Below are 23447 nucleotides of genomic sequence, written 5' to 3'. Positions count from 1 at the left end.
CGACGCCCGTAAGAACCCGGTGATCTAGCTCGCATCAAGCCGCCGTCTTGCGGCCCCGCACCATCAGGACGAAGATGACGGCGAGGCCCGACGTCACCGTGTACATCGTGAACGCATTCAGATAGCCGATCATCATCGACTGGCGGGCGATCTCTTTTGCCACCTTGGCAAGGCCCGGCACGGTGTCGAAATTCCACCCGCCGGTAAGGCCCGGCGTCGTCAGCGCGCGGTTATAGGGTGAGATCATCTCGGTCATCCGGCTGTAATTGGCGCCCGAGGTACGCACGATTTCGGCGATCGACAGCGAGATGAAGAAGCTCGAACCGATATTGCGCAGCAAATGGAAGATCGCGGATGCTTCCGCATAATGCTTGGCGTCCAGCGTTCCGAACGCCACCGCCGTGATCGGCACCCAGACGACGCCGACCGCAAATCCCTGGATCATGCTGTTGATGACCAGGATCTCCATCGTGACGTTGAGGTCGAAGGTCAGCATCCACAGCCCCGCCACGGTCTGCAGGCCAAAGCCGAAGGCCATGGTGAGGCGCGGATCGAGCCGGTTCATCAAGCCGGCGATCATGAAGCCGACCAGCATTCCGAGACCGCGCGATCCGATCACCTGTCCGACCAATGCGTCGGGATAACCGGCCTGCTGCTGCAGCAGCGGCGGCAGCAACACCATCGGCGTGAAGTTCAGCATGCCGTAGATCGTCACCAGCGCCAGCCCGATCGCATAATTGCGGTCGGTCAGGAGTTTCAGGTTCACGAACGGATTGCGGGCGTCGAGACTGTGGATGAGAAAAACATAGAACGCGATGCCCGCAATCAGGCATTCGACCACGATCTCGGTCGAGTCGAACCAGTCCAGCCGTGCGCCGCGAGCGAGCACCAGCTGAATGGCCGCCAGCGCGGTCGCCAGCGCGAGGAAGCCGGTCCAGTCGAAGCGGACCTTGGTCAACTGGTTGTCGGAGGGCAGCGTCCAGGCCATGCCGATCGTGGCCGCAATCCCGATCGGCACCAGCATGTAGAACGACCAGCGCCAGCTATGCGCCTCGGCGAGATAGCCGCCATACACCGGGCCGAACACCGGCGCGACCGCGACCGCCATGCCGAAGATCGACATCACCATCGAGTGCTGGCGGCGCGGGAAGGTCGCGAACAGGATCGACTGCGACAGCGGTACCAGCGGCGCCCCGGCGCCGCCCTGCAGGATGCGCCACAGCACCAGCCCCTCGAGCGATTGCGCCATGCCGCACAGCAGCGTCGCCAGCGTGAACCATCCGACCGACCACACCATCACGCGCCTGCTGCCGAAGCGGGACACCAGCCAGCCGGTCATCGGCGTCACGACCGCGGTCGCCAGGATGTTGAAGGTCATCACCCAGGCGACCTCGTCCTGGGTCGCCGACAGCGCGCCCTGCATCTGCGGCAGGATGGTCGACGTCGTCAGCAGCGCCGTGCCGTACAGCGAAGAGCCGAGCACGACCGTCATCAGCGTCAAATATCGCTGCGCCGTTGACATGGTCCCGGCAGGGTCCTCGGCCTCCATGCTGGTGGAACTCAGGGTGATGTCCCTTGCGGCAGCTGATGTCAGATACTAACCTAGCTTACTAATTTCAGGGCTGCCACAACAGCGCCATGCCGAATACCGACGAATATATTGGGGTTGTGATTTCGGACGTTGCCCGCCTGTTGCGGACCGAGTTCGATCGCCGCGTGCGCCGCCTCGGCATCACGCGGGCACAATGGCTGGTGTTGACCCGCCTGCACCGCCGTCCCGGCGCCTCGCATTCCGAACTGGCCGAGATGATGGAGGTCGAGAAGGCCACCGCCGGCCGCATGATCGACCGCCTGGTGGCCAATGGCTGGGTCGAACGCCGCACGCAAGCGGACGACCGCCGCGTCAAGCGCGTCTATCTGACCAAGGAGGCCGAGCGGGTCCACAAGCGCATCTGGCGCGTCGCCGAGGACACGGTCGATGCCGGGCTCGCCGATCTCGCAGGATCCGAGCGCAAACAGCTGATGGCCCTGTTGCAGCGCATCAAGAAAACCCTGGTGTCGGCCGATGACGGCGAGGCCGCGCGGGGCGAGTTGGCGACGGCCCCGCGAAAGCGAGTTCCATTGGCGACAGGCCGGCTCAACGGCAGGGCCGCGCCATGACCAAGCGGATGAAGCGATTGGCGCTGGTCGGCGTGCCTCTGTTGGTCCTGGTGGGCGCGCTGGCCTTCTGGCTGCAGGGCGGCCGCCACATCTCGACCGAGAACGCGTTCGTCAAGGCGGACATCGCCCAGATCGCCAGCGAGGTTCAGGGCCGTATCACCGAGTTGCGGATCCGCGATCATTCGGCCGTCGCCGCCGGCGACGTGCTGCTTCGCCTCGATCCGACGCAATACCAATTGGCGCTCGCCAAGGCCGAAGCGGAAATTGATTCCGCGCGCGCCGCCGTCGAGCAGCTCAAGGCCAGCCTGCGCGAGATCCGGGCCGAGACAAAGGAGGCGGAGAACAAGCTGGCGTATCTCCAGTCCCTGGCCAGGCGCCAGCGTGAGCTGTCCGGACGCGGCGTCGCCTCGACCGCGAAGGTCGAGCAGACCAACAGCGAGGAGCAGGAAGGCGAAGATCGCGTCGCCGTGCTGCACCAGCGCATCGCGCGCGTCGAAGCAGCCCTCGGCGGCAAGCCCGACCGGCCGACGGATCAGTTCGCGGCGGTGCGCGAAAAACTGGCGGTGCGCGATCGTGCCGCGCTCGACCTTGCCTATACCGAGATCAAGGCGCCGAAGGCGGGCGTGGTGGTCAATTTCAAGCTGCAGCTCGGCGAGCAGGTCAAGGCGCAGACGCCGCTGTTCGCGCTGGTCACCGACCGCAGGCCCTGGCTGGAGGCCAACTTCAAGGAGACCGACCTGACCTATGTGACGGTGGGGCAGAAGGCCAAGGTCGTGCTGGATATGCATCCCGACGTTACCTGGGACGCCGTGGTGGAGAGCATCAGCCCGGCGACCGGCGCGGAGTTTGCGATCCTGCCGGCGCAAAACGCCTCAGGCAATTGGGTCAAGGTCGTGCAGCGCCTGCCGGTGCGGCTGCAGCTGGTTGAACGATCAGGCGAGCCGCCGCTGCGCGCCGGCATGACCGCCTATGTCAGCATCGACACAAAGCGCGCCCGCAGCCTCGCAAGGCTGCTCGGCGGCGGACCTGCGGTTGCGGCGAATCCTGCAACGCAAGAGACCAGCAAGTCGGAATAACGCGGATCAACGCGCGCTGCCCTGGCCCGTCCGGCAGGAAGGGCGCGCCGGGCATTCGTGATATTCGTCACGGCAGCAATCCTTGCAGCATCCTAACGTTGCAGTCGTTGGAGGTCGGGAATTCCCCCGCCGCTATGGGAGCGCGACATGAGCAAGGAAATCAACGAACTGACCATGGACGAACTCGATGCCGTGAACGGTGGCGCAGTCACCGTCGTCGTCGACAAGCGCTACGTCGGAATCGAAATTACGGTTGGAGGCTACGGGTTTGGGGTCTGGGTTACCGGTGGCTCGCTCTGCGGCGCCCTGTTTACGCCGGGGCACCGTGGCGGGACCTGCATCCCATAATCGCAGTATGCGTGACGCCGTGGGCTGGTCTGCTGGGCCGATCTTTTTGTTGTCAGCCCGGCAGAAGCCGCTTCACGCGTTTCCAGGCGGGCGCCACGGCATATCCGATGATCGGGATTGACGCCGCGCCGACCACCAGACCGATCACGCCTGAGATGGCCGCCTCGACGATCCATTTGAGCAAACCGGCGACCGCCGGCAAGGCGTGAGCCGCAGCGTTGGTCGCGGCGTGGACGGCATGACCGATCGAAGGCGGGCCGTACGCCTCGATGCCATGCAAGATGATGCCGCCGCCAACCCAGATCATGGCGGCGGTGCCGACGGCGCTGAGAAATATCAGGAAGACGGGCATGCCCCGGACAAGAGCATGTCCCAATCCGCGGCCGATACTGGCAATGACCGAAACATTGTCGTTTCGCGCCAGCGCCACGCCGGCGTCGTCCGCCTTCACGATCAGAGCCACCAGGCCATACACCGCGACGGTGATTCCGATTGCGACCACCGCCAGCACAATGGCCTGCTTCAGGATGCTCCCAGCGGGCAGGGCCGCCAGTGTGATCGCCATGATCTCCGCCGACAGGATGAAGTCGGTCTTGATGGCGCTCGCGACCTTCTGGTCCTCGAGCGTCTGCGCCTGCAACGCCACCGTGCCGAGCTCGGCCTCATGCTGGTGCGCATGATGGGGCATGACGGCTTCGTACAGTTTTTCAACGCCTTCGTAGCAGAGATAGGCCCCGCCAAACATCAGCAGCGGCGTGATCGCCGAGGGCAGGAAGTAGCTGAGCGCCAGCGCAACGGGAAGCAGGATCAGGAGCTTGTTGCGAAGCGATCCGGCCGCGATCTTGCCCACGATCGGCAGTTCGCGCTTGGCCGCGAAGCCGATCACGTAACCAGGCGTGACCGCGGTATCGTCGATGACGACGCCGGCCGCCTTTACCCCCGCCTTGGCGGCCTGGCTGACCACATCGTCAAGGGAAGCCGCTGCCACCTTTGCGATCGCCGCGATATCGTCGAGAAGGGCGATCAGTCCGACGCTCATCGATAAATCCCGTTCATTATTCGCGGGTTCCTCGCCGAGCGTGACCCTCCGCAGATTGAGCTTTGACAGCGGATCAGCTTTTACAGCATCGGGCGGCGTTTCACGACCTGCTTTTTCGACGCAATCCAGACTTGCAGTTCAGCGCGCGAGGTTTCAACGCACAGAGACGTCGGCTATAGCGTTTTCGAGCGAAGTGGATACCGGTTCGCGTCAAGAAAACGCGTCAAGAACAGGGATCTAGGGCAAGATCGGTTCTGATTTGATCAGGACCGATCTTGCTCTAGTGTGCGCGCGATCCAATGGGGAATGTCATGAACTTTTCTGCAATTTTTGCGCGCATCGTCGCGCTGATCGGTGCTGGGGCGCTGTTTTGGCGCAAACTGCAGGGCGCGGCGCCTGCGCCTGCCTGGGGCAGCACGCCCGTGGTGCCGGAAGCGAAGCCGCAGGGCGCCATTCCGACGCTCAAGATGCCGTCGGCGAGGGGCTGGGACGACGGGCAGAAGCCGACGGCAGCACCGGGGCTCAAGGTCAATGCATTTGCGACCGGCCTGAAACATCCGCGCTGGATCAACGTGCTGCCAAACGGCGATGTCCTGATTGCGGAATCGAACCAGGTCGCAGGTCCGGTCAGAAACGTGTTCGGCTATGCAATGCAGGCCACGATGCGACGGGCCGCGGCGCTTGGCGATAGCGCGAACCGCATCACGCTGCTCCGCGATGCGGATGGCGACGGCGTCGCCGAAAAGCGCGGGGTTTTCATGGAGGGGCTGAACCAGCCGTTCGGCATGGCGCTGCTCGGCGACACCTTTTATGTCGGCAACACCGACGGCGTGGTGGCGTTCCCCTATGTGGCGAACGCCGATCGCATCACGGCAACAGGGCGCAAACTCGTCACCTTCAAGCCGGGCGGGCATTGGACGCGGAGCCTGCTGCCGAGCCCGGATGGCAAGAAGCTCTACGCCGGTGTTGGCTCGCTCACCAACATTGCCGACAACGGCATGGAGGTGGAAGAGGGCCGGGCCGCGATCCATGAGCTCGATCTTGCCAGTGGCTCCAGCCGCATCTTTGCCGGCGGCCTGCGCAATGCGGTGGGCATGGCCTGGGAGCCGCAGACCGGCGTGCTCTGGACTGTCGTCAACGAGCGCGACGGTCTCGGCGACGAGACGCCGCCGGATTACCTGACCTCGGTGCGCGATGGCGGCTTCTACGGCTGGCCCTATTGCTACTGGGGCCAGACGGTGGACGACCGGGTGCCGCAGGATCCGGCCGCGGTCGCCAGGGCGATCACGCCGGACTATGCGCTCGGCGGTCACACCGCGTCGCTCGGTCTTTGCTGGGTGCCCGCTGGCACGCTGCCGGGTTTTCCCGATGGCATGGCGATCGGCCAGCACGGCTCCTGGAACCGCAGCACGCTGAGCGGTTACAAGCTCGTTTTTGTGCCGTTCGAGAACGGGCGTCCGTCAGGGCCGGCGCGGGATATTCTCTCCGGCTTCCTCGCACCCGACGAGAAGGAATCCTATGGACGACCGGTCGGGGTGGTGGTCGGTCCCGACGGCCGGTCGCTCCTGATGGCGGACGATGTCGGCGACGTGATCTGGCGCGTCACCGGCGCGTAGCAGAACTGAGCGCGCCCGCGACGGCTGGATCGGCGAACGAAAGCGCCGCCCGGCCGTCACCGGATGTGGCGGTAATCTTGTGTTGCGCAGCTTGCCGGAAGCGTTGAGAATTAGCGCTCGTGTTTAGCAATTGAATTTGGCCCTTGTCGCCAAGAAAGCCTGTTAGTGCGCGTTGCCGGGTGGATATTGCTGATTGCCGGGGCTCTGCTTTGCGCCACTCTGGTATGGGCGACGGTTGGGTTCCTGCTGATGGGCGTCGGCCTGCTGTCACTCCTGGTGGCAGAGAACAAGCGACGGCGGGTGAGTGTCGCAACGTTAAGCCGCGCGCCAGCCGATGAGCGCTTGGCGCAGCCTAAGGTCCCTGAACCGGTCGTCTCTTACGACGAACCCCCGAAGCCGATAAGCCCACCGGCGGTTTCCTATGACAGGCAGGCATGGCGTCAGCTTGTTGAAAGCGATGTCGATCTCGCGCGGATAACCTCCGTGTTGGCCGACTACGGCCAGCAATATGTGGACGAGCTAGCCGGCGAATACCTCGCTGACATCGACAAGCAGCGCCTTCCCGCCATCGTTGACGGCATCATCGGAAGAGCAAGCAAGAGTGTTGTGCCGCGTGGCAATGGCAGGCTGGCTGTCGACGCCAGGCCGCCCAATCCGGTTGGCAGTGCGACGGCGGCCCGTCGGCCGGATCGGCCATCGACGCCTTTGCGGGAGCCGACATTAAAGCTTTCCGAAAAATCGTCCGATTCCGCTTCCTCGCCGGTCGAACCGGCCAGACGACTGGAAGCTATTGGCGCACCCGCCGAGCCGCCGACTGCAGTGGATCCTGCACCGGGCGAGGGAGACAGCAACAAGACGATCATCAGCGCCGATGAGGAACTCACCGTCATGCTCGGCAAATTGTCTGCGGACGCGGCCACGCCAAGCAAGAGCTGAGCGCTGTCGCGGTTCAGCCATCACATTGCCGCGATAGGCCGGCCTATCTTGGATTAGCCATACTTCGACCACGAGCCGCTGGCTTGATTTGCGCACACCCGAAAACAAAAACGGGAGATCGCAATGAAGCGAGACATCGGGGTGATCAGCGGCGCGACGCTCGCAATTGGCGTGGTCATGTGGGCGTTTGTGGGCAATCCGGCCAGCACGAAGCGAACCAATATAGCGCAGCACGTGACCCAGGCGATGGACGCTGCGCCGGAACTCAAGCATGTGACTGAGCACAGTCCGTATATGCGGTCCGAGCGCTGACCAGGCTGAGGTGAACAATACTTCGTGCCTCGCGCCGGTTTTGCCGGCCCCAGCTGCGACAGTTGCTCGCACCGGCGCAGTGATCGCCTTGCCCGGAAACTGTTTCGAACGCAGTGAATTCAGCCCCGGATGTTGCTAGGCTGCCCCAGAGATCGGTGACCCGAGTCGTTGGATGCCGTCATATCCAACACTACCGGCGCTTGCCGACGACCCCCACAAAGGGGAACGTTTCTGAATGCAGCCAGCGAGGCAGGCCATGGTGAAACCGTTTCCGTCCAAGACCCACATCGGCAACCACATGCTGCATCCGGAAACGCTGATGCTGAACTACGGCTACGATCCGCAATTGTCGGAAGGCGCCGTCAAGCCGCCGGTGTTCCTGACCTCGACCTTCGTGTTTCGGACCGCCGAAGACGGTCAGGATTTCTTCGATTTCGTCTCGGGCCGGCGCGAGCCGCCCGAGGGGATGGGCGCCGGCCTGGTCTATTCGCGGTTCAATCATCCCAACAGCGAGATCGTCGAGGACCGGCTTGCGGTCTACGAGCGCACCGAGAAATGCGCGCTGTTCTCGTCCGGCATGTCGGCGATTTCGACGGCGATCCTCGCCTTCGTCCGCCCCGGTGACGTCATCTTGCACTCGCAACCGCTCTATGGCGGCACGGAAACCCTGTTCACGAAAACGCTTGCGGGGCTCTCGATCGGCTCGGTGGGTTTTGCCGACGGCATCGACGAGGCCGCGGTGCAGCTGGCGGCGGAGGACGCCATGCGCAAGGGACGGGTTTCGATGATCTTCATCGAGACCCCGGCTAACCCCACCAACGGACTGGTCGATATCGCGATGGTCCGCCGCGTCGCCGAGAACATTGGCGAGGCGCAGGATCACACGCCGATCGTCGCGTGCGACAATACGCTGCTCGGACCGGTGTTTCAGCGGCCGATCGAACACGGCGCGGATCTGTCATTGTACTCGCTGACCAAATATATCGGCGGCCATTCCGACCTGATCGCGGGCGCGGCGCTCGGCTCGAAAGCCCTGATGAAGGACATCAAGGCGCTGCGCGGCGCCATCGGCACCCAGCTCGACCCGCATTCCTGCTGGATGCTTTCCAGGTCGCTCGAGACCTTGAGCATCCGCATGGAAAAGGCCGACGCCAACGCGCGGCTGGTGGCGGATTTTCTACGCGACCACGCCAAGGTGGCGCATGTCCATTACCTCGGCCACCACGATGCGAACTCGCCGGCCGGGCGTCTGTTCGCAGGGCAATGCACCGGCGCGGGCTCGACGTTCTCGTTCGACATTGTCGGCGGCCAGGCCGCCGCCTTCAAATTCCTCAACGCGCTGCAGATCTTCAAGCTGGCAGTCAGTCTCGGCGGCACCGAGTCGCTGGCCAGCCTGCCGGCGAGCATGACGCATTCCGGCGTTCCAGCCGACATCCGCCAGAAAATCGGCGTGCTCGACTCCACGATCCGGCTGTCGATCGGCATCGAGCACCCGTCCGATCTGATCGCCGATATCGCGCAGGCCTTGAACGCGGCGTAGCTGTGCGCCTCGCGTGATGCCCGCTTGTGCCGGGGGGACGAGGTTCCCTCTGGGTCAGCTTTGCCGCGGGCCGTGCCCAAAGAAACCTCCATGGTTAATGAAGTACGATCGCATTACGTAACATCCGATCCGGTGCGAGGGTAAAGCGCTCACCCACTCCGCCGTTGCTGTTGTAGAGGCAACGCGGCGTTAAGCCCTCCATGGAAGTTTGCCCGGATCGGAGCAGCCTTAAGATGATCACCAGCCGACGGGAAATTGGCAAAGCACATATCCCGTTGTGGGCGGCGGGATTTGTGGCGTTGGCTTGCGTTGCAATTCTCGCGCTAAGCGGCTGGCGCGAATGGGAGTCCCGGCAGGTCGACCTGAAGAACGCAGAAGTGGACATGGCCAACCTTGCCCGTTCGCTGACGCAGCATGCCGAAGATACTTTTGATCTGGCTGATACCATCCTCGCCGGAATGGCCGACCGCATGGAGACCGGAGGAACCAGTCCCGCCGCGGTCGAAAAAATCCAGACGTTTCTCAAATCGCGCAAGTACAACCGGCAACGTATCCGCGGCATCTTCGTCTATGATGAAACCGGTCGCTGGCTCGCAACCACCGAAGACATCAATCTCGCCGGTCTCAACAACGGCGATCGCGACTACTTCCAACAACATCGCGCCTCCACCGACCGCGGGACGCTGGTTGGCCGGCCGGTTAAGAGTCGTTCGGGAGGACAGTGGATCATCACCCTGTCCCGTCGCTTCAATCATCCCGATGGCAGTTTTGCCGGCGTGGTGTTGACCAGCATCGACGTGGCCTATTTCACGCAATTCTACCGGCGGTTTGACATCGGGCCGAACGGCTCGGTGTCGCTCTTGAGTGCAGATGGCATCATGCTGGCGCGCAGCCGCGACGAAGACGGCAGCAATGTCGGACGCGATATGTCCAAGGCGCCATTGTTCCGGAACCTGAAAGACCGCCCCAGTGCCAGCGTCTATTACTTCAAATCGCCGCTGGACGGACTTGAGCGGTTGAGCTTCTACCAGCTGAGCAGCCGATATCCCATCTTGGTTCTGGCGACCAAGGCGCAGGACGATGTGCTGGAGCCATGGCGCCAGCAGTCGTTCACACGGCTGGCGGTTGTCGCAGGCCTCTTGCTGGTGATCGCTCTGACCGGCTTTGCCTTCGTGCGTTACCTGCTGCAGCGCCAACGCATGGCGGCAGCCCTTGTGGCCAAGGAGGCGGATTTTCGCCTGCTGGCCGAACAGTGCAGCGATGTGGTGATGCGTATCGGGCTGGATGAGCGGATTCTCTACGTTTCGCCATCATGCGCCCGCGTTTTCGGCCACGACCCCGCCAAGTTGCTGGGAGCGCCGGCCCTTGCGGCAATCAATGAGGAGGACCGGCCGCGGGTTGAGCAAGCCATCGCTTCATTGAAAAACGGCGAGGCCGAAGAGGCGCGGCTCATCTATCGCGTCCGTCACCGCGAGAAGAACGAAATCTGGGTCGAGACGGCGCTGCGCGTGACGCGGGCGGCCGAGACCAACAAGATCGACGGCGTGGTCGCAATCTCGCGCGACATGACAGAGCAGCAGGATTTGCAGAACAAGCTGGCGGCGCTTGCCACGTCCGATGGCTTGACGGGATTGGCCAACCGACGGCATTTCGACGAGCGCCTGTCGGAGGAATGGGCGCGCGCCAGGCGCGATGGCACGCCGCTATCGCTGTTGTTGATCGACGTCGACCATTTCAAGAAATTCAATGATCACTATGGTCATCAGGCCGGAGACGCCTGCCTGCGCGCGCTGGCGCGGATCCTGGACGCGCAAATTCGCAGGCCGGCAGATCTGGCAGCCCGCTACGGTGGCGAAGAGTTCGTGCTGCTCCTGCCCAACACCGATTCGGAGGGCTGCATGCAGGTCGGCGAGAAGGTGCGTGAAGCGCTTCTTGAACTCGGCATGCTGCACGCGCTCAACCCGCCTTCCAAACTCATTACGGTCAGTCTCGGCGGTGCGACGAATGTCCCGGCCCAGAGCATGACCGAGCACGCGGCCCTGATTGCCGCAGCGGATCGGGCGCTCTATTCGGCCAAGAATGGAGGACGTGATCGGCTGGTCATGTCAGGACAAGTCGTCGCCTGGCCTGATGTCAAAAGCGCTTGATACAAGACCGCGTGAGGCGAGACGCCTCGCCATTTTCGATCTGGCGCTTGGCTGACTTCACGAAGTCTTTTTGGCCCTGACCGAATACGACAACGGCATGCGCGGCACGTCATCGGCAAGCCGCCACAGCCTTTCCGATGCCGGCACCAGGCTTGGCAGGCCGCGCCAGGGCAACACCTCGTGCTCCCTGAACATCGTAATCGTCAGTCCGGCATCGATCAGGCCGCCGAGCACGGCCGAGAGCGAGTGGATCCACTCGCGGGTCGATCGATGCGACATGATCGTGGGATCGCCGGTGTAGGTGGTCTCATTTGCGAATTGTAGCGGCCGGTCGGCAGGCGTTTGAAAATCGTAGGTGGGAACAAACCTGCCGGCGAATTCTTCCATCACCGTGAAGGTAGGGTGCGCGTCCGCGAAATAGAGCTCGCCACCCGGCGCGAGCACGGACGCAATGGTCTCTGCCCATTTCTTCATATCGGGCAGCCAGCAAATGGTGCCCCAGGTGGTGAAGACGAGATCGAACGGGCCCGGCGTCAGGGCAGGGGCCTGATCGACGGTCCCCTCGACGAAGTCAGCCTTCAGGCCGGTCTCATCGGACAGGCGCCGCGCCACATCCAGCGCGGCCGGAGAAAAATCCAGCCCGGTCACCGTCGCGCCGCGCCGCACCAGGCACAGCGTATCACGGCCGATATGGCACTGCAGATGCAGAACGCGCTTTCCCCTGATGTCGCCGAGTTCCGCTACTTCAATCGCGCTCAGCGCATCCTCGCCAGCCCGAAACCGGTCGAGCATGTATTCACCGTTGGTATCGCGCGCATGAATGACGGTGCGCTCGTCCCAGTTCCGGCGGTTGATGTCGACGGGGTCGGTCATGTCTGCTCCATCTTGATGACCCCTAGCAGATTTCAATGTCCTTCGCGAATGTCCGCTTTCGCCATCGTGGACGTCGATTCATTCCTCTGGCATCTTGTCGAGATGTCGTTGGCCCTGATCATCCTGATCGCTCTCGCCGTGCTTTGGTTTGCGGAACGCAGCCTTGAGTACCTTGCATTGGCTGCGGCCGCGCTGTGTTTGTGCACCGCAATGCTGCTGTTTGTCGTTAGCGATCTGGAACGCGCGATCCTGTTGTCATCCATCGTGGCGGCGGCAATTTTCGGAGCGTCGAGAGTTAAATATAATCACAGCGGGATCAAACTCATTGCAACCGATTTGCCGCTGGCTTTTGCGGGAACAGTTCCATTTTTATTGGTGCAATATCCGCTCGCCCTGACGGCTGCTCTGGCGGGAAGCATCGCACTCATGCTGGCCGCGGTCGCGACCCTGATTTACGTGCGCGGACCGCCAGTCCCGTTTGAACTCCAGATCCTGTTTTTCGGCTTGGCTTGTATTGGCCTCGTGGCGGCCTACAAAGCGAGCGGCGGGCCGGTAACTTTCCAGCGCAATGCGGCGCTCCGCCGCTGTTTTCTTTCCAGCTTCATCGCTTCGCTTCTCAACCCCCTTTCCTGGCGGCCGTCCGGCGGGCTCGCGCTGAGCGATATCGCCAAAGACCCGCTGCCGCTGATGGCGGCCGTACCGGCGCGCAGCCTCGACTATCCCGACATCATCGTGATCCAGCACGAGTCGATCTTCGATCCGCGCCTGTTTGGTCTCCCGGTTGAGCCGATTGTCGAATCGCTTCTGTCACCGAAAGACGGACTCCATGGCAGCCTCAACGTGGATATTTTCGGCGGAGGATCGTGGCAATCGGAATTCAGCCTGCTGACCGGCCTTTCAAGCGCGAGCTTTGGTTCGAACGCCTATTTTCTCTTCAAGCGCGGGGCCGGCCGCTTCCACAGCAGTCTTCCAGGGACGCTCTCGGCGCTCGGATACAGAACGATGCTCACTTCGAGCTGCCGCCGCAGCTTTCTCAGCTATGACAGGTTCTACCGTTCAATAGGCATCAACGAGCGTCTCTTCACGGATGATTTTGAGCCGCCCTTCGACGTCGATCGATTCGAAGCCACAAATTCGGATGCGTTGTTTCTGGACGCCGCGCTCAATGCGCATATGAAAGGCATTGCCGACGATGCCTCACCTCGCTTTCTATATGCGCTGACCAACTTCAATCACGGCCCGCACAACCGAAACCTGGTTGCCCCCGGGCGCTTTGAAGGCGAGCGGGCGTTTGCTGCCGCGAGCCTTCCCGATGCACATTATGCCGAGTATTACGCGCGGCTGGTCGAGACCGCCGTGACCTGGAATAGACTCAAGTCCGAGCTTTCCTCCCGTTTTCCCAAGCGTCCGACACTCATTGTACACTATGGCGATCATCAGCCCGTCATGACCCGGCGGATCGAGAAAAAACTCAAGCTCGGCTCGGACGCGAGGCGGCAGTTCCGCACGTTCTACGCCATGGAAACCTTGAATGATTTTCCTGATCGAATTCCGCGTGGACGCGGCCCGGACCTGGATATCGCCTTTCTCGGCACCGTGGCCTTGCAGCATGCCGGTCTGCCGCTGGATGAAATCTTCGCGACGCGAGCGAGCCTGCTTGAACAGTGCGGCGGCGCCTACTTCGCGTCATCGTCGGAACGGAAACGCCGGTTTCACCGTACCCTGGTCGATCTGGGCGTGATCGACGTGGCACCAGCGGTGCGATACCAGCGCTAATCCTTCCCCGCAGGGCCCACGTCGTCCGCTTGCCGAACGTCCGCTACTGCGCCAGCAGCTTCGTCCCGCTCCGAGCTTCGCGAATGCTTGTCACTGTGGGATACGGCCCATGCTTGGTTGCTTCAGCAAGATTTGTTGCATACCCTCGTGAGGTTCATCGTTAGCTTCCTTTCAGGCGAGATCATAATTTAAGCGATACGGGAGAAGTTGGTGGCTGCGCGATTGCTGTTTACGAGCGCGGGTAACGGTTCGAGTAACAATTTGGTCCGCAGCATCCGGGCCGGCGTCGGCTCTTCCTTTATCGTTGGCTGCAACGAAGACGAGTTCGCCCTGAAGAAATCCGACGCCGACAGGAATTACCTCGTCCCGCCCGCCGATCATCCGGAATGGAGCGAGGTGCTGCGCTGGATCATGAAGACCGAACGCCTGCATCTCATTATTCCGACCGTTGATTCCGATGTTGAGAGCCTGTCGCGCGCACGGAAGACTCTCGGCGAATATCTGTTCCTGCCAGGCGAAGCCGTGCTGAGTGTTTCCCGCGACAAGTACCGTCTCGTTTCACTGTTGCGCCGCAACGGCATCGACGCTCCCGAAACCTATCCGGTGGAGGACCTGAAGAGCGTCACCAAAATCTTCCAGCAGCTCAAAGGCGGCAGACCATTATGGTGCCGCGTCCGGAGCGGGGCCGGCGCGCTCGGCGCGCTGCCGGTCCAGACCGCCGAGCAGGCACGGAGCTGGATCAGGTACTGGAAGGAGATGCGCGGCGTGCCGGTTACGGCTTTTTTGCTGTCGGAGTTTTTGCCGGGCCGGGATTTCGGCTGCCAAAGCGTCTGGAGGGACGGCGAGCTGGTGCTCATCAAGACCTTCGAACGGCTCTCCTATCTTGGCATGGGCAGCCAACCATCGCGGGTCTCCTCGGTGGCGGGGCTGGCAAAGACGGTCTTCGAACCGAAAGTCGTGGACACCTGCGTGCGGGCTATCAAGCTGCTTGATGCAAGGGCGTCCGGAGTTTTCAGCGTGGATCTCAAGGAGGATGTGCGCGGCATTCCCTGCATCACGGAAATCGGCGTCGGCCGGTTTACGTCTTCGACCAACATTTTCGATATGGTCGGAAAGCATAACATGGCCAGGACCTTCGTTCAGCTGGCGCGAGGCCTGAAGGTCAAGATCGAAGACAGTTACGAGGCCACGCCGGACTGGTACATGATGCGAGACCTCGACGGCGCGCCGCGCATCTTCCACGCCTCCCAATTCGCTGATAACATTCGAAGTACTTGGCAAGGGGCAGCCTCGGGTCGGGGCCGGCTGAAAACAACGGGAAGGGGCGAAAGCGGATGGCGTACATTCAAGTCAACAAGAAGATAAGCACCACAGGCCGTACCTATATTCGGGTGGCGGTCACGCCGAAGAGCGCCGAAGGGAAGGCGATGCTTCGTCAGTTCGTGGCGTGAGTGAAGGATTTTGAGAAAAAGTGGAAAGCGACCGCGGCCGCAAAAAAGGACCGCCTTGCAAGGGAAGCAAGAGCCAAGAAGAGAGCTGCCAAGAAAAAGAAAGCCGCCAAGAAGTAAGTCTCTCGAGATCCGGGATCCGGTCGTCACCGCACTCGCAATCGATGGAGGCCTCGATAGCCATGAGCTCGAGGCCCTTCAACTCGAACTGCGAGCGCTCGCCAGCGCTTGCGGACTGGAGGTCACCGCCCTGGAAGTTGCAGCCCCGGAAGCCAAGGCTGCGAAGCAGCCCCGGAAGCCAAGGCTGCGAAGCGCCGCTAGGACATGATGCGTTTAGGTCGGAGCGACGGATCCTTACGATGCGGCGCACGTCAAAAGCAGTTTGAATGATCTCAAGGAATTGAAAGAGGAAAAGGATAACTGACACGAAAACGCCCCCGCCAGGGGCGCCTTTAAGCCACCAGTGCTTGAAGCTCTACCGCCTGTTCCCGGTTATGCACGGCAATAGCGGTGTGACTATAGAGGGCATTCGACTGAAGGGTAGCGAGGCGGTCAAGCAAACTGCTGCCCTTGACGACGTGCAGGCCCATTCCCTCTTCCGAGGGGAAGATACCCAAAACAACATCATAGGCCGCGACCACATCCCTCAATGCGGCGGCCGGGTTTTTTGAACTTTCAATGAATGTGCGAACGTCCGCTGCGAGATCGCGCAGCTCGTCAAGATTTTCCAAAGCGGTACTCCAACGCAACTAACTGCCCGAATCTTGAATGCAGAAGATTACCGAACCGTCAACAAATCCCTCGCAAGGGGGTTTGCGCTGGATATGGCGTCTTCCTTTTCCGGCACTTCTCTTCGACCTTGGACTAGGACAATGAAGCAAGCTGCGACTGCGTCTGCTCCAGCCAGAATTGCATGCCAAGTTGCTGGAACAGGGCTGCGGCCGCATTGAGATGCTGCTCGGCGCTTCCGCTCTGGCCGGCCGATCTGTAGCGTTTTCCGAGCCCGAGGTGACATTGAGCCGCCAGGGGGCGCAGATCGAACGCCTCGGCCTTTCGGAGGGCTTCGTGAAAATTGGTTTCGCTCTCGTCGAGGGGGGAGGGGTCACTCAGTCCAAGCTCGGCAAGGAGCCGGAGCGCGTAGGCTTCATAGATGATCGCTCCCGGCGCGGGCGGTTCGCGGATGTTTCAGATGCGGGCCCCGATGATGGCAAGCCGCCTCTATGAACCGGCAACGATGCGGATCTCGACCTGGAAAAAGGACATGGCTATTATCGCGGAGTTCGCCAGCGAGGTCGGCTGTGAAACGCCGCTCTTTGCGATGACGCAACCGGTTTACACACAGGCCATGGCGATGGGATTGGGCGATCAGGATACGGCCGCGGTGTTCGAAGTGTTGAAGGCGGGCGGCCCGTAACGGGTCAGCGCCGAACGGCCATTTGGCGTCAGGAGCGGTTATTCCAGAACCAGCGGCGAGGCGAACCCACCGGAAATGACGATGTCAGCCGGTCGCACGATATGCGCCCTAAACCAAGGGATAGCCCGCTCCATCCCAATTGCGTAGGGGGAGGCTACCTCGGGACGGCCGAACCATACCCGCGTGCAATGGTGTCCGCCGACGCGTCGCGCTACCAATCCAGCACGACGAAATGCAAAGCAACGGAACCGGACCCCCGAGCCGGCAGTTGCAAGACAAGGTCGGCGGCGTAATGCCCGCCGGCCTTTTTCTTTTTATCGCGCCGCGCGCCGAACTTCTCGCCATTGCGATTCATGATGCGTTCTTGATGGCTTGCAACGAATGCCCGCTGGGCGCGCCAGCAGCAGACGTTCCCTCTGGTCCTTCTTGACCCTAAACACTTCACGCCGTTCTGGGACCAGGTGCAAAATACAAAAAAACAATCTACGCTAGGGATATCGCTCTCAGTTGAGAAAGGCCGCGATGTCCATTTCACGCAGACGGTTGCTTCAGACTTCGTTACTTTGTGCTGCAGGAATGGTCCACGGATCGTCCCCGGCTCTTCCTCAGGAGCCCGCCTCGGCACCGACGCCGGATGAGCGCAAGAGATTGGCTCGGTTGGCCGCCGCTTTCATGGAAACCTATGAGGTTCCGGGTCTCTCGATTGCGATCGCAATCAAGGGAAAGCCTGCCTACGTTGAGGCGTTCGGCGTTGCAGATCGTGACACTGGCGAAGCATTAACGCCGCAACATCGATTTCGCGTAGCGAGCATATCGAAGCCGATTACGTCCACCGGAATTTTCACACTCATCGAAGCAGGAAAATTGCAGCTGGATCAGCGCATTTTTGGACCAAATTCCATTTTTGGTGATGATTACCCGTGGTCGGCCGATGGATCTGAAACACGAATTACAATTGAGCATCTGTTAACTCACACCACCGGTGGCTGGAAAAACGATGCTCGCGATCCAATGTTCTTGAACAAGGAACTGAACCATCGGGAATTAATTACCTGGACATTGAAGCAAATGCCTCTTGCCATCCCTCCAGGGACATCCTTTGCCTATTCCAGTTTCGGCTACTGCATACTTGGGCGCGTGATTGAAAAACTTACTGGTCAGACCTACGAACAATTCATCAAGGAAAACATTCTAAAGCGCTGTGGAATAACCGAAATGCAGATTGCCGGAAACAGATTGGTGGACCGGGCGATCAACGAGGTAAAATACTATAGTCCGGCTGGGGGCGATCCTTACGGGATGAACGTCGCCCGAATGGATTCTCACGGTGGTTGGATTGCGACACCGAGCGAGATGACAACATTCTTCGTTCATATCGATGGGTTCAAGACTACGAAACAACTGCTGACCGACGACACGCTCCGCACAATGAGCACCCCTACCGCCGCAAATCCCCGTTATGCCAAAGGCCTGTTCGTTAATTCGGCCAATAATTGGTGGCATGGCGGTTCGTTGCCTGGAACAGAAACCCTTTCTGTACGAACAAATAGTGATTTTTGCTGGTCCGCGTTTACCAACACGCGGCCCAAATTCCGGGACATGACCGCCGCTCTTGATATGCTGGGATGGCATATGGTGCGTTCGGTGGCTGACTGGCATCCATGAGAAATGGGCCCAGACCGTAATACGCTCCGGTCGGTGATGCCTTCATTTCGTGTGCGCATGTGCGTTCATTGCAGCCAGCCGCAGCCGTTCGGCCCGGTGGAACAGCGAACCACCGCCTTCCGTGGACGGAACAAACTTCAAAACTCGGCCGTTTTACATACCACTTTCCGATCAACCAATCGTCCCGCTACTATCGGTTCCGTGGCCCTCGACCCTGCCTTCCGGACAAGAGAAGGTGTCGGGGGCATGCGTTGTGGTTCCCAGGGAGGACAAAAATGGCCATCGTCAATGAACCGCTTTCACGCCATGCGCTCGCCTTCGTTCTTGCGGGCGGTCGGGGAAGCCGGCTCCTGGAGCTGACCGACAGGCGCGCCAAGCCGGCGGTCTATTTCGGCGGAAAATCGCGCATCATCGATTTTGCCCTCTCCAACGCGGTGAATTCCGGAATTCGCCGGATCGCGGTTGCAACCCAATACAAGGCCCACAGCCTGATCAGGCACCTGCAAATGGGCTGGAACTTCTTTCGACCGGAGCGCAACGAGAGCTTCGATATCCTGCCGGCGAGCCAGCGCGTCTCGGAGACGAACTGGTACCTCGGAACGGCGGACGCGGTTTATCAGAACATCGACATCATCGAGTCGCACGACGCCAGATTCATCGTGCTGCTCGCCGGAGATCACATCTACAAGATGGACTACGAGCGCATGCTGAAGCAGCATGTCGAGCAACGCGCGGACGTCACCATCGGCTGCCTGGAAATGCCGCGTGCGGAATCCAGCGGCTTCGGGATCATGGACGTGGACGACAATGGCATCGTGAAATCCTTTCTCGAGAAGCCGGCCGATCCGCCGCCGATGCCCGGCAAGCCCGACAAATCATTGGCCAGCATGGGGATCTATGTATTCGATTCGAAATTCCTGTTCGACGAGTTGCGGCGCGACGCGAACGACCCGAATTCGAGCCATGATTTCGGCAAGGACCTGATTCCCTACCTCGTCAAGAACGGCCGGGCGGTGGCGCACCAATTCTCGACCTCCTGCGTCAGGTCCGACGGCGATCCACGGAGCTATTGGCGGGACGTCGGAACAGTCGATGCCTACTGGGCCGCCAACATCGACCTCACCGACGTTTTACCCGAACTCGATATTTACGACCGTGCATGGCCGATCTGGACCCATGCCGAGATCACGCCGCCCGCCAAGTTTGTTCACGATGAGGAGGACCGGCGCGGACAGGCGGTGACTTCGCTGGTCTCCGGAGGATGCATCATATCCGGCGCCGCATTGCGCCGCTCCCTGCTGTTCACCGGGGTGCACGTCAATTCCTATGCAAACATGGAAAATGCCGTCGTCATGCCTTATGTGAATGTGGGCCGGCATGCGCGGTTGAAGAATGTCGTGATCGATCGCGGCGTTCGAATCCCGGAAGGTCTCGTGGTCGGCGAAGATCCCGAATTCGATGCGAAACGGTTTCGAACCACGGCGCAGGGTATCACGCTGATCACGCAGCCGATGATCGACAGGCTTGATGCATGACGGAGCTTCGCGTCCTTGCGGTCGCCTCTGAAATCTATCCGATGGTCAAGACAGGAGGTCTTGCCGACGTCGTCGGCGCGCTCCCGACCGCGCTACAGGCGTATGGCATCGAAACGCGGACCCTGGTGCCGGGATATCCCGACGTCATCAAAGGGCTGACGGTCGCGGAGGAGTTCCTTCATGTGCCGGAGTTTTTTGGCGGACCGGCCCGCCTGCTCGGTCGCGTGCATGGCAACCTCAACTTGCTCGTGCTCGACGCGCCGCATCTCTTTGCGCGGCCCGGCAACCCCTACGTCACCCCTGATGGCAAGGACTGGCCTGATAACGGCGTGCGCTTTGCCGCGCTTTCGAAGATGGCGTCCGAAATCGGCCAGGGCGCCATTCCGTCGTTCGTGCCTGATGTGGTGCATGCCCATGACTGGCAGGCTGGCCTCGCGCCTGCCTATTTGCACCTTGCCCATCAGCGCCGGCCCGCCACCGTGATGACGGTCCACAATCTGGCCTACCAGGGCAAGTTTCCGCATCACATGCTCAGTGTGTTCGGCTTGCCGCCCGAGTCTTTCTCGATTCACGGCGTCGAATATTATGGTGAGATCAGCTTCCTGAAAGCGGGCCTGCAATTCTCCGATCGCATCACGACGGTTTCGCCGACCTATGCGCGCGAGATTCAGACAGATGAGGGAGGTATGGGGCTGGGTGGGTTGCTGCGCGAACGGTCGCAGGTCCTGAGCGGCATCCTCAACGGCATCGATATGTCGGTCTGGAACCCGGAGACCGACCCCGACATCGCCGCGCGTTTCAGCGCGAACGAGCTGGATCCCCGTGCGGCAAATAAACTGGCCCTGCAGCGCCGGTTTGGTCTTGATCCATCCTCAAACGCACTGCTGCTCGGCGTGGTGAGCCGGCTGTCCTGGCAAAAGGGACTGGATATCCTCCTCGAGAACCTGCCGACCATCCTCGGGGAGGGGATGCAACTCGTCTTGCTCGGGAGCGGAGAGGCGGATCTCCAGCATGCTTATCAGGCCGCCGCAAAAGCGCACCCGGGCCGGATAGCGGTTCTGATCGGCTACGACGAAGCTGTCGCCCATCTCATTCAAGCCGGCGCCGACGCCCTCGTCGTGCCGTCGCGCTTCGAACCATGCGGCCTGACCCAGCTTTGCGCCTTGCGATATGGCGCTGTTCCGATCGTATCGCAGGTCGGCGGCCTTTCGGATACCGTCATTGACGTAGGTGAGGCAGGTGGCGCAGCAACCGGCTTGAAGTTTGGGCCCGTCACGGCCGACGCCCTCGCTGGCGCGCTGCAACGAGCCAATATCCTGTGGCACGACCAGCAAGGCTGGCGAAGGTTGCAGTACAATGGCTTGTCGACGGATGTATCATGGCGCAGTCGGGCGAGCCGCTACGCCGCCCTGTATCGCGATGTCGTCGCGGCCCGCCGGAATCAATAGCACCGCATTTGCTGAGCGGCCGCTTTGCGCCAGAAGCGGTCGTACAGATGACGCCCGTTTTGATGCCAAGCGGCACTGCGAACCTGTGGATGAGCGTTCGCGACGAACGATGCCGCCGCCGCCGGCGAGTTCTGTCACGGGCGTCGCTTAAGGAACCCGCAATACTTCAAGGTTATGTTTAGAATCCTTGGACGGAATGCCGTAGTGGGCGGATCTTCGTCTAGTTCGCCTTCTGGGGCGGCTCTCGCTGATCTCGTCGCGGGACGCGATCAATGCTTCCATTAGTGAGAATTTCGGGCCTGTTGAAGGTTTCCGCAGAAAGTACTGAAGCGCAAAACACGACTGCCGCCGGCACCGCATCTGCCGAAGCGGTCAACATGATTTGAGAACTGCGCGATGCGGCGCGCGAGATCCCGACGAGCCAGGAATATCCGAATTCAAAGATCAGTTTCTAAACTAACTCATTTTCCGACTTGTGTTCTTTCAACCGGGGAGACCGGTTATGGTCGAAACTCGTATTGCGCCCCGCTATCGTGTTACGAAGCCCGCGAAGATAGAACACGGCGGCGATAAGATCGGCTGCGTAATTCGCGACATCTCGGCAACTGGGGCAGCGATCGAGATATCTGATCTGGTTCGAGTGCCCAGAGAATTCACATTAATAATTCCTGAAGACAGACTGAAGCTGCGGTGCCGCGTTGTTTGGCGCAAAGAATACCGGATTGGCGTTGCATTCGATTAGTGCAATCCGGCCGTGATAGCTGGAAGCTCCGGCTCCGCATTCCTGTGGCCCACATACGACAGGCGTGATGCACGATGTCTACGAATGCAGAAATTGCCTGAGCACGCAAAGCGTTGTCACTGCCGTCTTACGGAAAGGTTCGCACATAGCGAACATCGCCGGTTTGCCAAATGACCGCTTCGCGCGGCCGATAGCGGTCGGCGCAGCGACGCGCCCGGCGCTGTCGGTTGGTCGCCATTCGATTTCAGCAGATTGACCCCCGCGGTGACAATATCCATATGGGGGCAGAAGAATCGGATGAAGCCTGCCGTTTCGGACTAGCAAGCATGCGGCCTTGTAGCTTGGGCGGCGTCATTTCAAGTGGTTTCGTTCGGGAGTTTTCATGACTGCACTGTCTATCCTCGATCTCGTCCGCGTCACCGAAGAGACCGATGCGCGCGGCGCGCTCTATAACGCCCGCGATGTTGCGGTTCATGCCGAGGCCTGGGGCTATCGCCGCATCTGGGTGGCGGAGCATCACAACATGGCCGGCATCGCGAGCGCGGCGACGTCGGTCGTGATCGGGCATATCGCCGCGGGAACCAAGACCATCCGGGTCGGCGCGGGCGGGATCATGCTCCCGAACCATGCGCCCTACGTCATCGCCGAGCAGTTCGGCACGCTGGCGCGGCTGTTTCCCGGCCGCATCGACCTTGGGCTCGGCCGCGCCCCCGGCACCGACCAGCTCACGCTGCGCGCCTTGCGCCGCACGCCTGAAGCCGCCGAAAATTTTCCGCAGGACGTTCTGGAGGTGCAGGCCTTCCTGGCGCCGGCCGGTCCCAACCAGCGCATCCAGGCGGTGCCGGCGGCTGGAACGGAAGTGCCGCTATGGATTCTGGGATCGAGCAATTTCGGCGCGATGCTGGCGGGCGAACTCGGGCTTCCCTATGCCTTCGCCTCGCACTTTGCGCCCGAGCTCCTCATACCCGCGCTGCAGATCTACCGCAGCCGCTTCAAGCCGTCCGAGCAGCTCGATCGTCCCTACGCGATGGTCGGCGTCAACATCATCGCCGCCGGCAGCGATGACGAAGCGCGCCGGCTGGCGACGACGCAGCAGATGTCCTTTACCAACATCTTCCGCGGCGCGCGCGGCCTCAGCCAGCCTCCGATCGACGACATCGAGAGCTATTGGTCTCCGGCGGAAAAGAAACAGGCGATGGGCATGCTCGCGCGCTCCATCATCGGTTCGCCCGATACGGTTCGCGCCGGCATCGATGCGCTCGTTACGGAAACCGGCGCCGACGAACTCATGATCGTGTCCGATGTCTACGATCACGCCAAGCGGCTGCGTTCCTTCGAACTGATCGCCGGCGCCGCGGGGATCGCGGGCTGA

22 protein-coding genes are annotated in these 23447 nt (G+C 61.3%); 17 read left to right on the top strand and 5 right to left on the bottom strand.

All coding sequences use genetic code 11. The annotated features are described in order from the left end of the window. Positions 1-34: 34 nt before the first annotated feature. Positions 35-1522 carry a DHA2 family efflux MFS transporter permease subunit gene (locus JQ611_RS14175; RefSeq protein ID WP_212465787.1) on the bottom strand — a complete coding sequence of 496 codons (1488 nt, stop codon included), beginning with the start codon at positions 1520-1522 and terminating at the stop codon, positions 35-37. 116 nt (positions 1523-1638) lie between these two features. Here JQ611_RS14175 and JQ611_RS14170 point away from each other — a divergent pair, with 116 nt between their 5' ends. From JQ611_RS14170 to JQ611_RS14160, 3 genes are all read left to right on the top strand, one after another. Then, positions 1639-2160, top strand: a complete 522-nt coding sequence (locus JQ611_RS14170) for a MarR family winged helix-turn-helix transcriptional regulator (RefSeq protein ID WP_212266550.1) — start codon at positions 1639-1641, stop codon at positions 2158-2160. Further along, positions 2157-3236, top strand: a complete 1080-nt coding sequence (locus tag JQ611_RS14165; RefSeq protein ID WP_212465786.1) for an HlyD family secretion protein — start codon at positions 2157-2159, stop codon at positions 3234-3236. Before JQ611_RS14170 ends, JQ611_RS14165 begins: the two co-directional genes overlap by 4 nt. A 147-nt stretch (positions 3237-3383) precedes the next feature. Further along, positions 3384-3584: a hypothetical protein gene (locus JQ611_RS14160; protein ID WP_212465785.1), complete on the top strand. Its 201-nt coding sequence runs from the start codon at positions 3384-3386 to the stop codon at positions 3582-3584. A gap of 52 nt (positions 3585-3636) precedes the next feature. Here JQ611_RS14160 and JQ611_RS14155 read toward each other — a convergent pair whose 3' ends face one another. Then, positions 3637-4623, bottom strand: a complete 987-nt coding sequence (locus tag JQ611_RS14155) for a DUF808 domain-containing protein (protein ID WP_212465784.1) — start codon at positions 4621-4623, stop codon at positions 3637-3639. A 311-nt stretch (positions 4624-4934) separates the two neighbouring features. Between JQ611_RS14155 and JQ611_RS14150 the strand changes: the two genes are divergently transcribed. The 5 genes from JQ611_RS14150 to JQ611_RS14130 all read left to right on the top strand — a co-directional run bounded on the left by JQ611_RS14150 (position 4935) and on the right by JQ611_RS14130 (position 11174). Then, a complete protein-coding gene (locus tag JQ611_RS14150) occupies positions 4935-6239 on the top strand; it encodes a sorbosone dehydrogenase family protein (protein ID WP_212465783.1) in 1305 nt (434 codons plus the stop codon). A 165-nt stretch (positions 6240-6404) separates the two neighbouring features. Beyond that, positions 6405-7175, top strand: coding sequence for a hypothetical protein (locus tag JQ611_RS14145; RefSeq protein ID WP_212465782.1), 771 nt, complete (start codon positions 6405-6407; stop codon positions 7173-7175). A gap of 123 nt (positions 7176-7298) precedes the next feature. Further along, positions 7299-7487, top strand: coding sequence for a hypothetical protein (locus tag JQ611_RS14140; protein ID WP_212465781.1), 189 nt, complete (start codon positions 7299-7301; stop codon positions 7485-7487). Between the two features lie 256 nt (positions 7488-7743). Further along, positions 7744-9027 carry a cystathionine gamma-synthase family protein gene (locus tag JQ611_RS14135; RefSeq protein ID WP_212271870.1) on the top strand — a complete coding sequence of 428 codons (1284 nt, stop codon included), beginning with the start codon at positions 7744-7746 and terminating at the stop codon, positions 9025-9027. Positions 9028-9260: 233 nt separating this feature from the next. Continuing rightward, on the top strand, positions 9261-11174 hold the full coding sequence (locus JQ611_RS14130; RefSeq protein ID WP_212465780.1) for a diguanylate cyclase: 1914 nt from the start codon (positions 9261-9263) through the stop codon (positions 11172-11174). Between the two features lie 57 nt (positions 11175-11231). Here JQ611_RS14130 and JQ611_RS14125 read toward each other — a convergent pair whose 3' ends face one another. Continuing rightward, positions 11232-12047, bottom strand: a complete 816-nt coding sequence (locus JQ611_RS14125) for a bifunctional 2-polyprenyl-6-hydroxyphenol methylase/3-demethylubiquinol 3-O-methyltransferase UbiG (RefSeq protein ID WP_212465779.1) — start codon at positions 12045-12047, stop codon at positions 11232-11234. A 48-nt stretch (positions 12048-12095) separates the two neighbouring features. On the opposite strand from JQ611_RS14125, the gene JQ611_RS14120 reads away from it, so the two are divergent. Both JQ611_RS14120 and JQ611_RS14115 read left to right on the top strand, forming a co-directional pair. Beyond that, positions 12096-13823: a sulfatase-like hydrolase/transferase gene (locus JQ611_RS14120; protein ID WP_212465778.1), complete on the top strand. Its 1728-nt coding sequence runs from the start codon at positions 12096-12098 to the stop codon at positions 13821-13823. A gap of 210 nt (positions 13824-14033) precedes the next feature. Continuing rightward, a complete protein-coding gene (locus tag JQ611_RS14115; protein ID WP_212465777.1) occupies positions 14034-15188 on the top strand; it encodes a hypothetical protein in 1155 nt (384 codons plus the stop codon). A gap of 535 nt (positions 15189-15723) precedes the next feature. Here the strand turns inward: JQ611_RS14115 and JQ611_RS14110 are convergent. After that, positions 15724-16002: a hypothetical protein gene (locus JQ611_RS14110; RefSeq protein ID WP_212465776.1), complete on the bottom strand. Its 279-nt coding sequence runs from the start codon at positions 16000-16002 to the stop codon at positions 15724-15726. Positions 16003-16192: 190 nt separating this feature from the next. On the opposite strand from JQ611_RS14110, the gene JQ611_RS14105 reads away from it, so the two are divergent. Together JQ611_RS14105 and JQ611_RS14100 are read left to right on the top strand one after the other, a co-directional pair. Further along, entirely contained in the window at positions 16193-16495 is a 303-nt protein-coding gene (locus JQ611_RS14105; RefSeq protein ID WP_212266680.1) for a hypothetical protein, read from the top strand. Then, positions 16422-16685 carry an NAD-binding protein gene (locus tag JQ611_RS14100; protein WP_212465775.1) on the top strand — a complete coding sequence of 88 codons (264 nt, stop codon included), beginning with the start codon at positions 16422-16424 and terminating at the stop codon, positions 16683-16685. The genes JQ611_RS14105 and JQ611_RS14100 overlap by 74 nt, the downstream gene beginning before the upstream one ends. Positions 16686-16896: 211 nt before the next feature. On the opposite strand, the gene JQ611_RS14095 is transcribed toward JQ611_RS14100, so the two are convergent. Beyond that, positions 16897-17040, bottom strand: coding sequence for a hypothetical protein (locus JQ611_RS14095; protein WP_212266582.1), 144 nt, complete (start codon positions 17038-17040; stop codon positions 16897-16899). A gap of 167 nt (positions 17041-17207) precedes the next feature. On the opposite strand from JQ611_RS14095, the gene JQ611_RS14090 reads away from it, so the two are divergent. From JQ611_RS14090 to JQ611_RS14070, 5 genes are all read left to right on the top strand, one after another. Continuing rightward, entirely contained in the window at positions 17208-18350 is a 1143-nt protein-coding gene (locus JQ611_RS14090) for a serine hydrolase (RefSeq protein ID WP_212465774.1), read from the top strand. A gap of 275 nt (positions 18351-18625) precedes the next feature. After that, entirely contained in the window at positions 18626-19885 is a 1260-nt protein-coding gene (gene glgC, locus JQ611_RS14085) for a glucose-1-phosphate adenylyltransferase (protein WP_212465773.1), read from the top strand. After that, on the top strand, positions 19882-21333 hold the full coding sequence (gene glgA / locus JQ611_RS14080) for a glycogen synthase GlgA (protein ID WP_212465772.1): 1452 nt from the start codon (positions 19882-19884) through the stop codon (positions 21331-21333). The genes glgC and glgA overlap by 4 nt, the downstream gene beginning before the upstream one ends. Before the next feature lie 502 nt (positions 21334-21835). Further along, on the top strand, positions 21836-22075 hold the full coding sequence (locus JQ611_RS14075; RefSeq protein ID WP_212389881.1) for a PilZ domain-containing protein: 240 nt from the start codon (positions 21836-21838) through the stop codon (positions 22073-22075). Positions 22076-22457: 382 nt separating this feature from the next. Then, the gene (locus JQ611_RS14070) at positions 22458-23447 is read left to right on the top strand and encodes an LLM class flavin-dependent oxidoreductase (RefSeq protein ID WP_212465771.1); all 990 of its coding nucleotides are present in this window, start codon (positions 22458-22460) and stop codon (positions 23445-23447) included.

Origin of the sequence: Bradyrhizobium sp. AUGA SZCCT0182 (assembly GCF_018130185.1) — a bacterium.
Classification (GTDB): domain Bacteria; phylum Pseudomonadota; class Alphaproteobacteria; order Rhizobiales; family Xanthobacteraceae; genus Bradyrhizobium.
The sequence above is the reverse complement of the archived record's forward strand: the minus strand, read 5'-3'. Positions and strand labels throughout refer to the sequence as shown.

Bases quoted from the DNA above. Each gene is read 5' to 3' on its own strand.
- JQ611_RS14175 (WP_212465787.1), bottom strand. From the start codon at position 1,522: ATGTCAACGGCGCAGCGATATTTGACGCTGATGACGGTCGTGCTCGGC.
- JQ611_RS14170 (WP_212266550.1), top strand. From the start codon at position 1,639: ATGCCGAATACCGACGAATATATTGGGGTTGTGATTTCGGACGTTGCC.
- JQ611_RS14165 (WP_212465786.1), top strand. From the start codon at position 2,157: ATGACCAAGCGGATGAAGCGATTGGCGCTGGTCGGCGTGCCTCTGTTG.
- JQ611_RS14160 (WP_212465785.1), top strand. From the start codon at position 3,384: ATGAGCAAGGAAATCAACGAACTGACCATGGACGAACTCGATGCCGTG.
- JQ611_RS14155 (WP_212465784.1), bottom strand. From the start codon at position 4,623: ATGAGCGTCGGACTGATCGCCCTTCTCGACGATATCGCGGCGATCGCA.
- JQ611_RS14150 (WP_212465783.1), top strand. From the start codon at position 4,935: ATGAACTTTTCTGCAATTTTTGCGCGCATCGTCGCGCTGATCGGTGCT.
- JQ611_RS14140 (WP_212465781.1), top strand. From the start codon at position 7,299: ATGAAGCGAGACATCGGGGTGATCAGCGGCGCGACGCTCGCAATTGGC.
- JQ611_RS14135 (WP_212271870.1), top strand. From the start codon at position 7,744: ATGGTGAAACCGTTTCCGTCCAAGACCCACATCGGCAACCACATGCTG.
- JQ611_RS14130 (WP_212465780.1), top strand. From the start codon at position 9,261: ATGATCACCAGCCGACGGGAAATTGGCAAAGCACATATCCCGTTGTGG.
- JQ611_RS14125 (WP_212465779.1), bottom strand. From the start codon at position 12,047: ATGACCGACCCCGTCGACATCAACCGCCGGAACTGGGACGAGCGCACC.
- JQ611_RS14120 (WP_212465778.1), top strand. From the start codon at position 12,096: ATGTCCGCTTTCGCCATCGTGGACGTCGATTCATTCCTCTGGCATCTT.
- JQ611_RS14100 (WP_212465775.1), top strand. From the start codon at position 16,422: ATGATCGCTCCCGGCGCGGGCGGTTCGCGGATGTTTCAGATGCGGGCC.
- JQ611_RS14095 (WP_212266582.1), bottom strand. From the start codon at position 17,040: ATGAATCGCAATGGCGAGAAGTTCGGCGCGCGGCGCGATAAAAAGAAA.
- JQ611_RS14090 (WP_212465774.1), top strand. From the start codon at position 17,208: ATGTCCATTTCACGCAGACGGTTGCTTCAGACTTCGTTACTTTGTGCT.
- glgC (WP_212465773.1), top strand. From the start codon at position 18,626: ATGGCCATCGTCAATGAACCGCTTTCACGCCATGCGCTCGCCTTCGTT.
- glgA (WP_212465772.1), top strand. From the start codon at position 19,882: ATGACGGAGCTTCGCGTCCTTGCGGTCGCCTCTGAAATCTATCCGATG.
- JQ611_RS14075 (WP_212389881.1), top strand. From the start codon at position 21,836: ATGGTCGAAACTCGTATTGCGCCCCGCTATCGTGTTACGAAGCCCGCG.
- JQ611_RS14070 (WP_212465771.1), top strand. From the start codon at position 22,458: ATGACTGCACTGTCTATCCTCGATCTCGTCCGCGTCACCGAAGAGACC.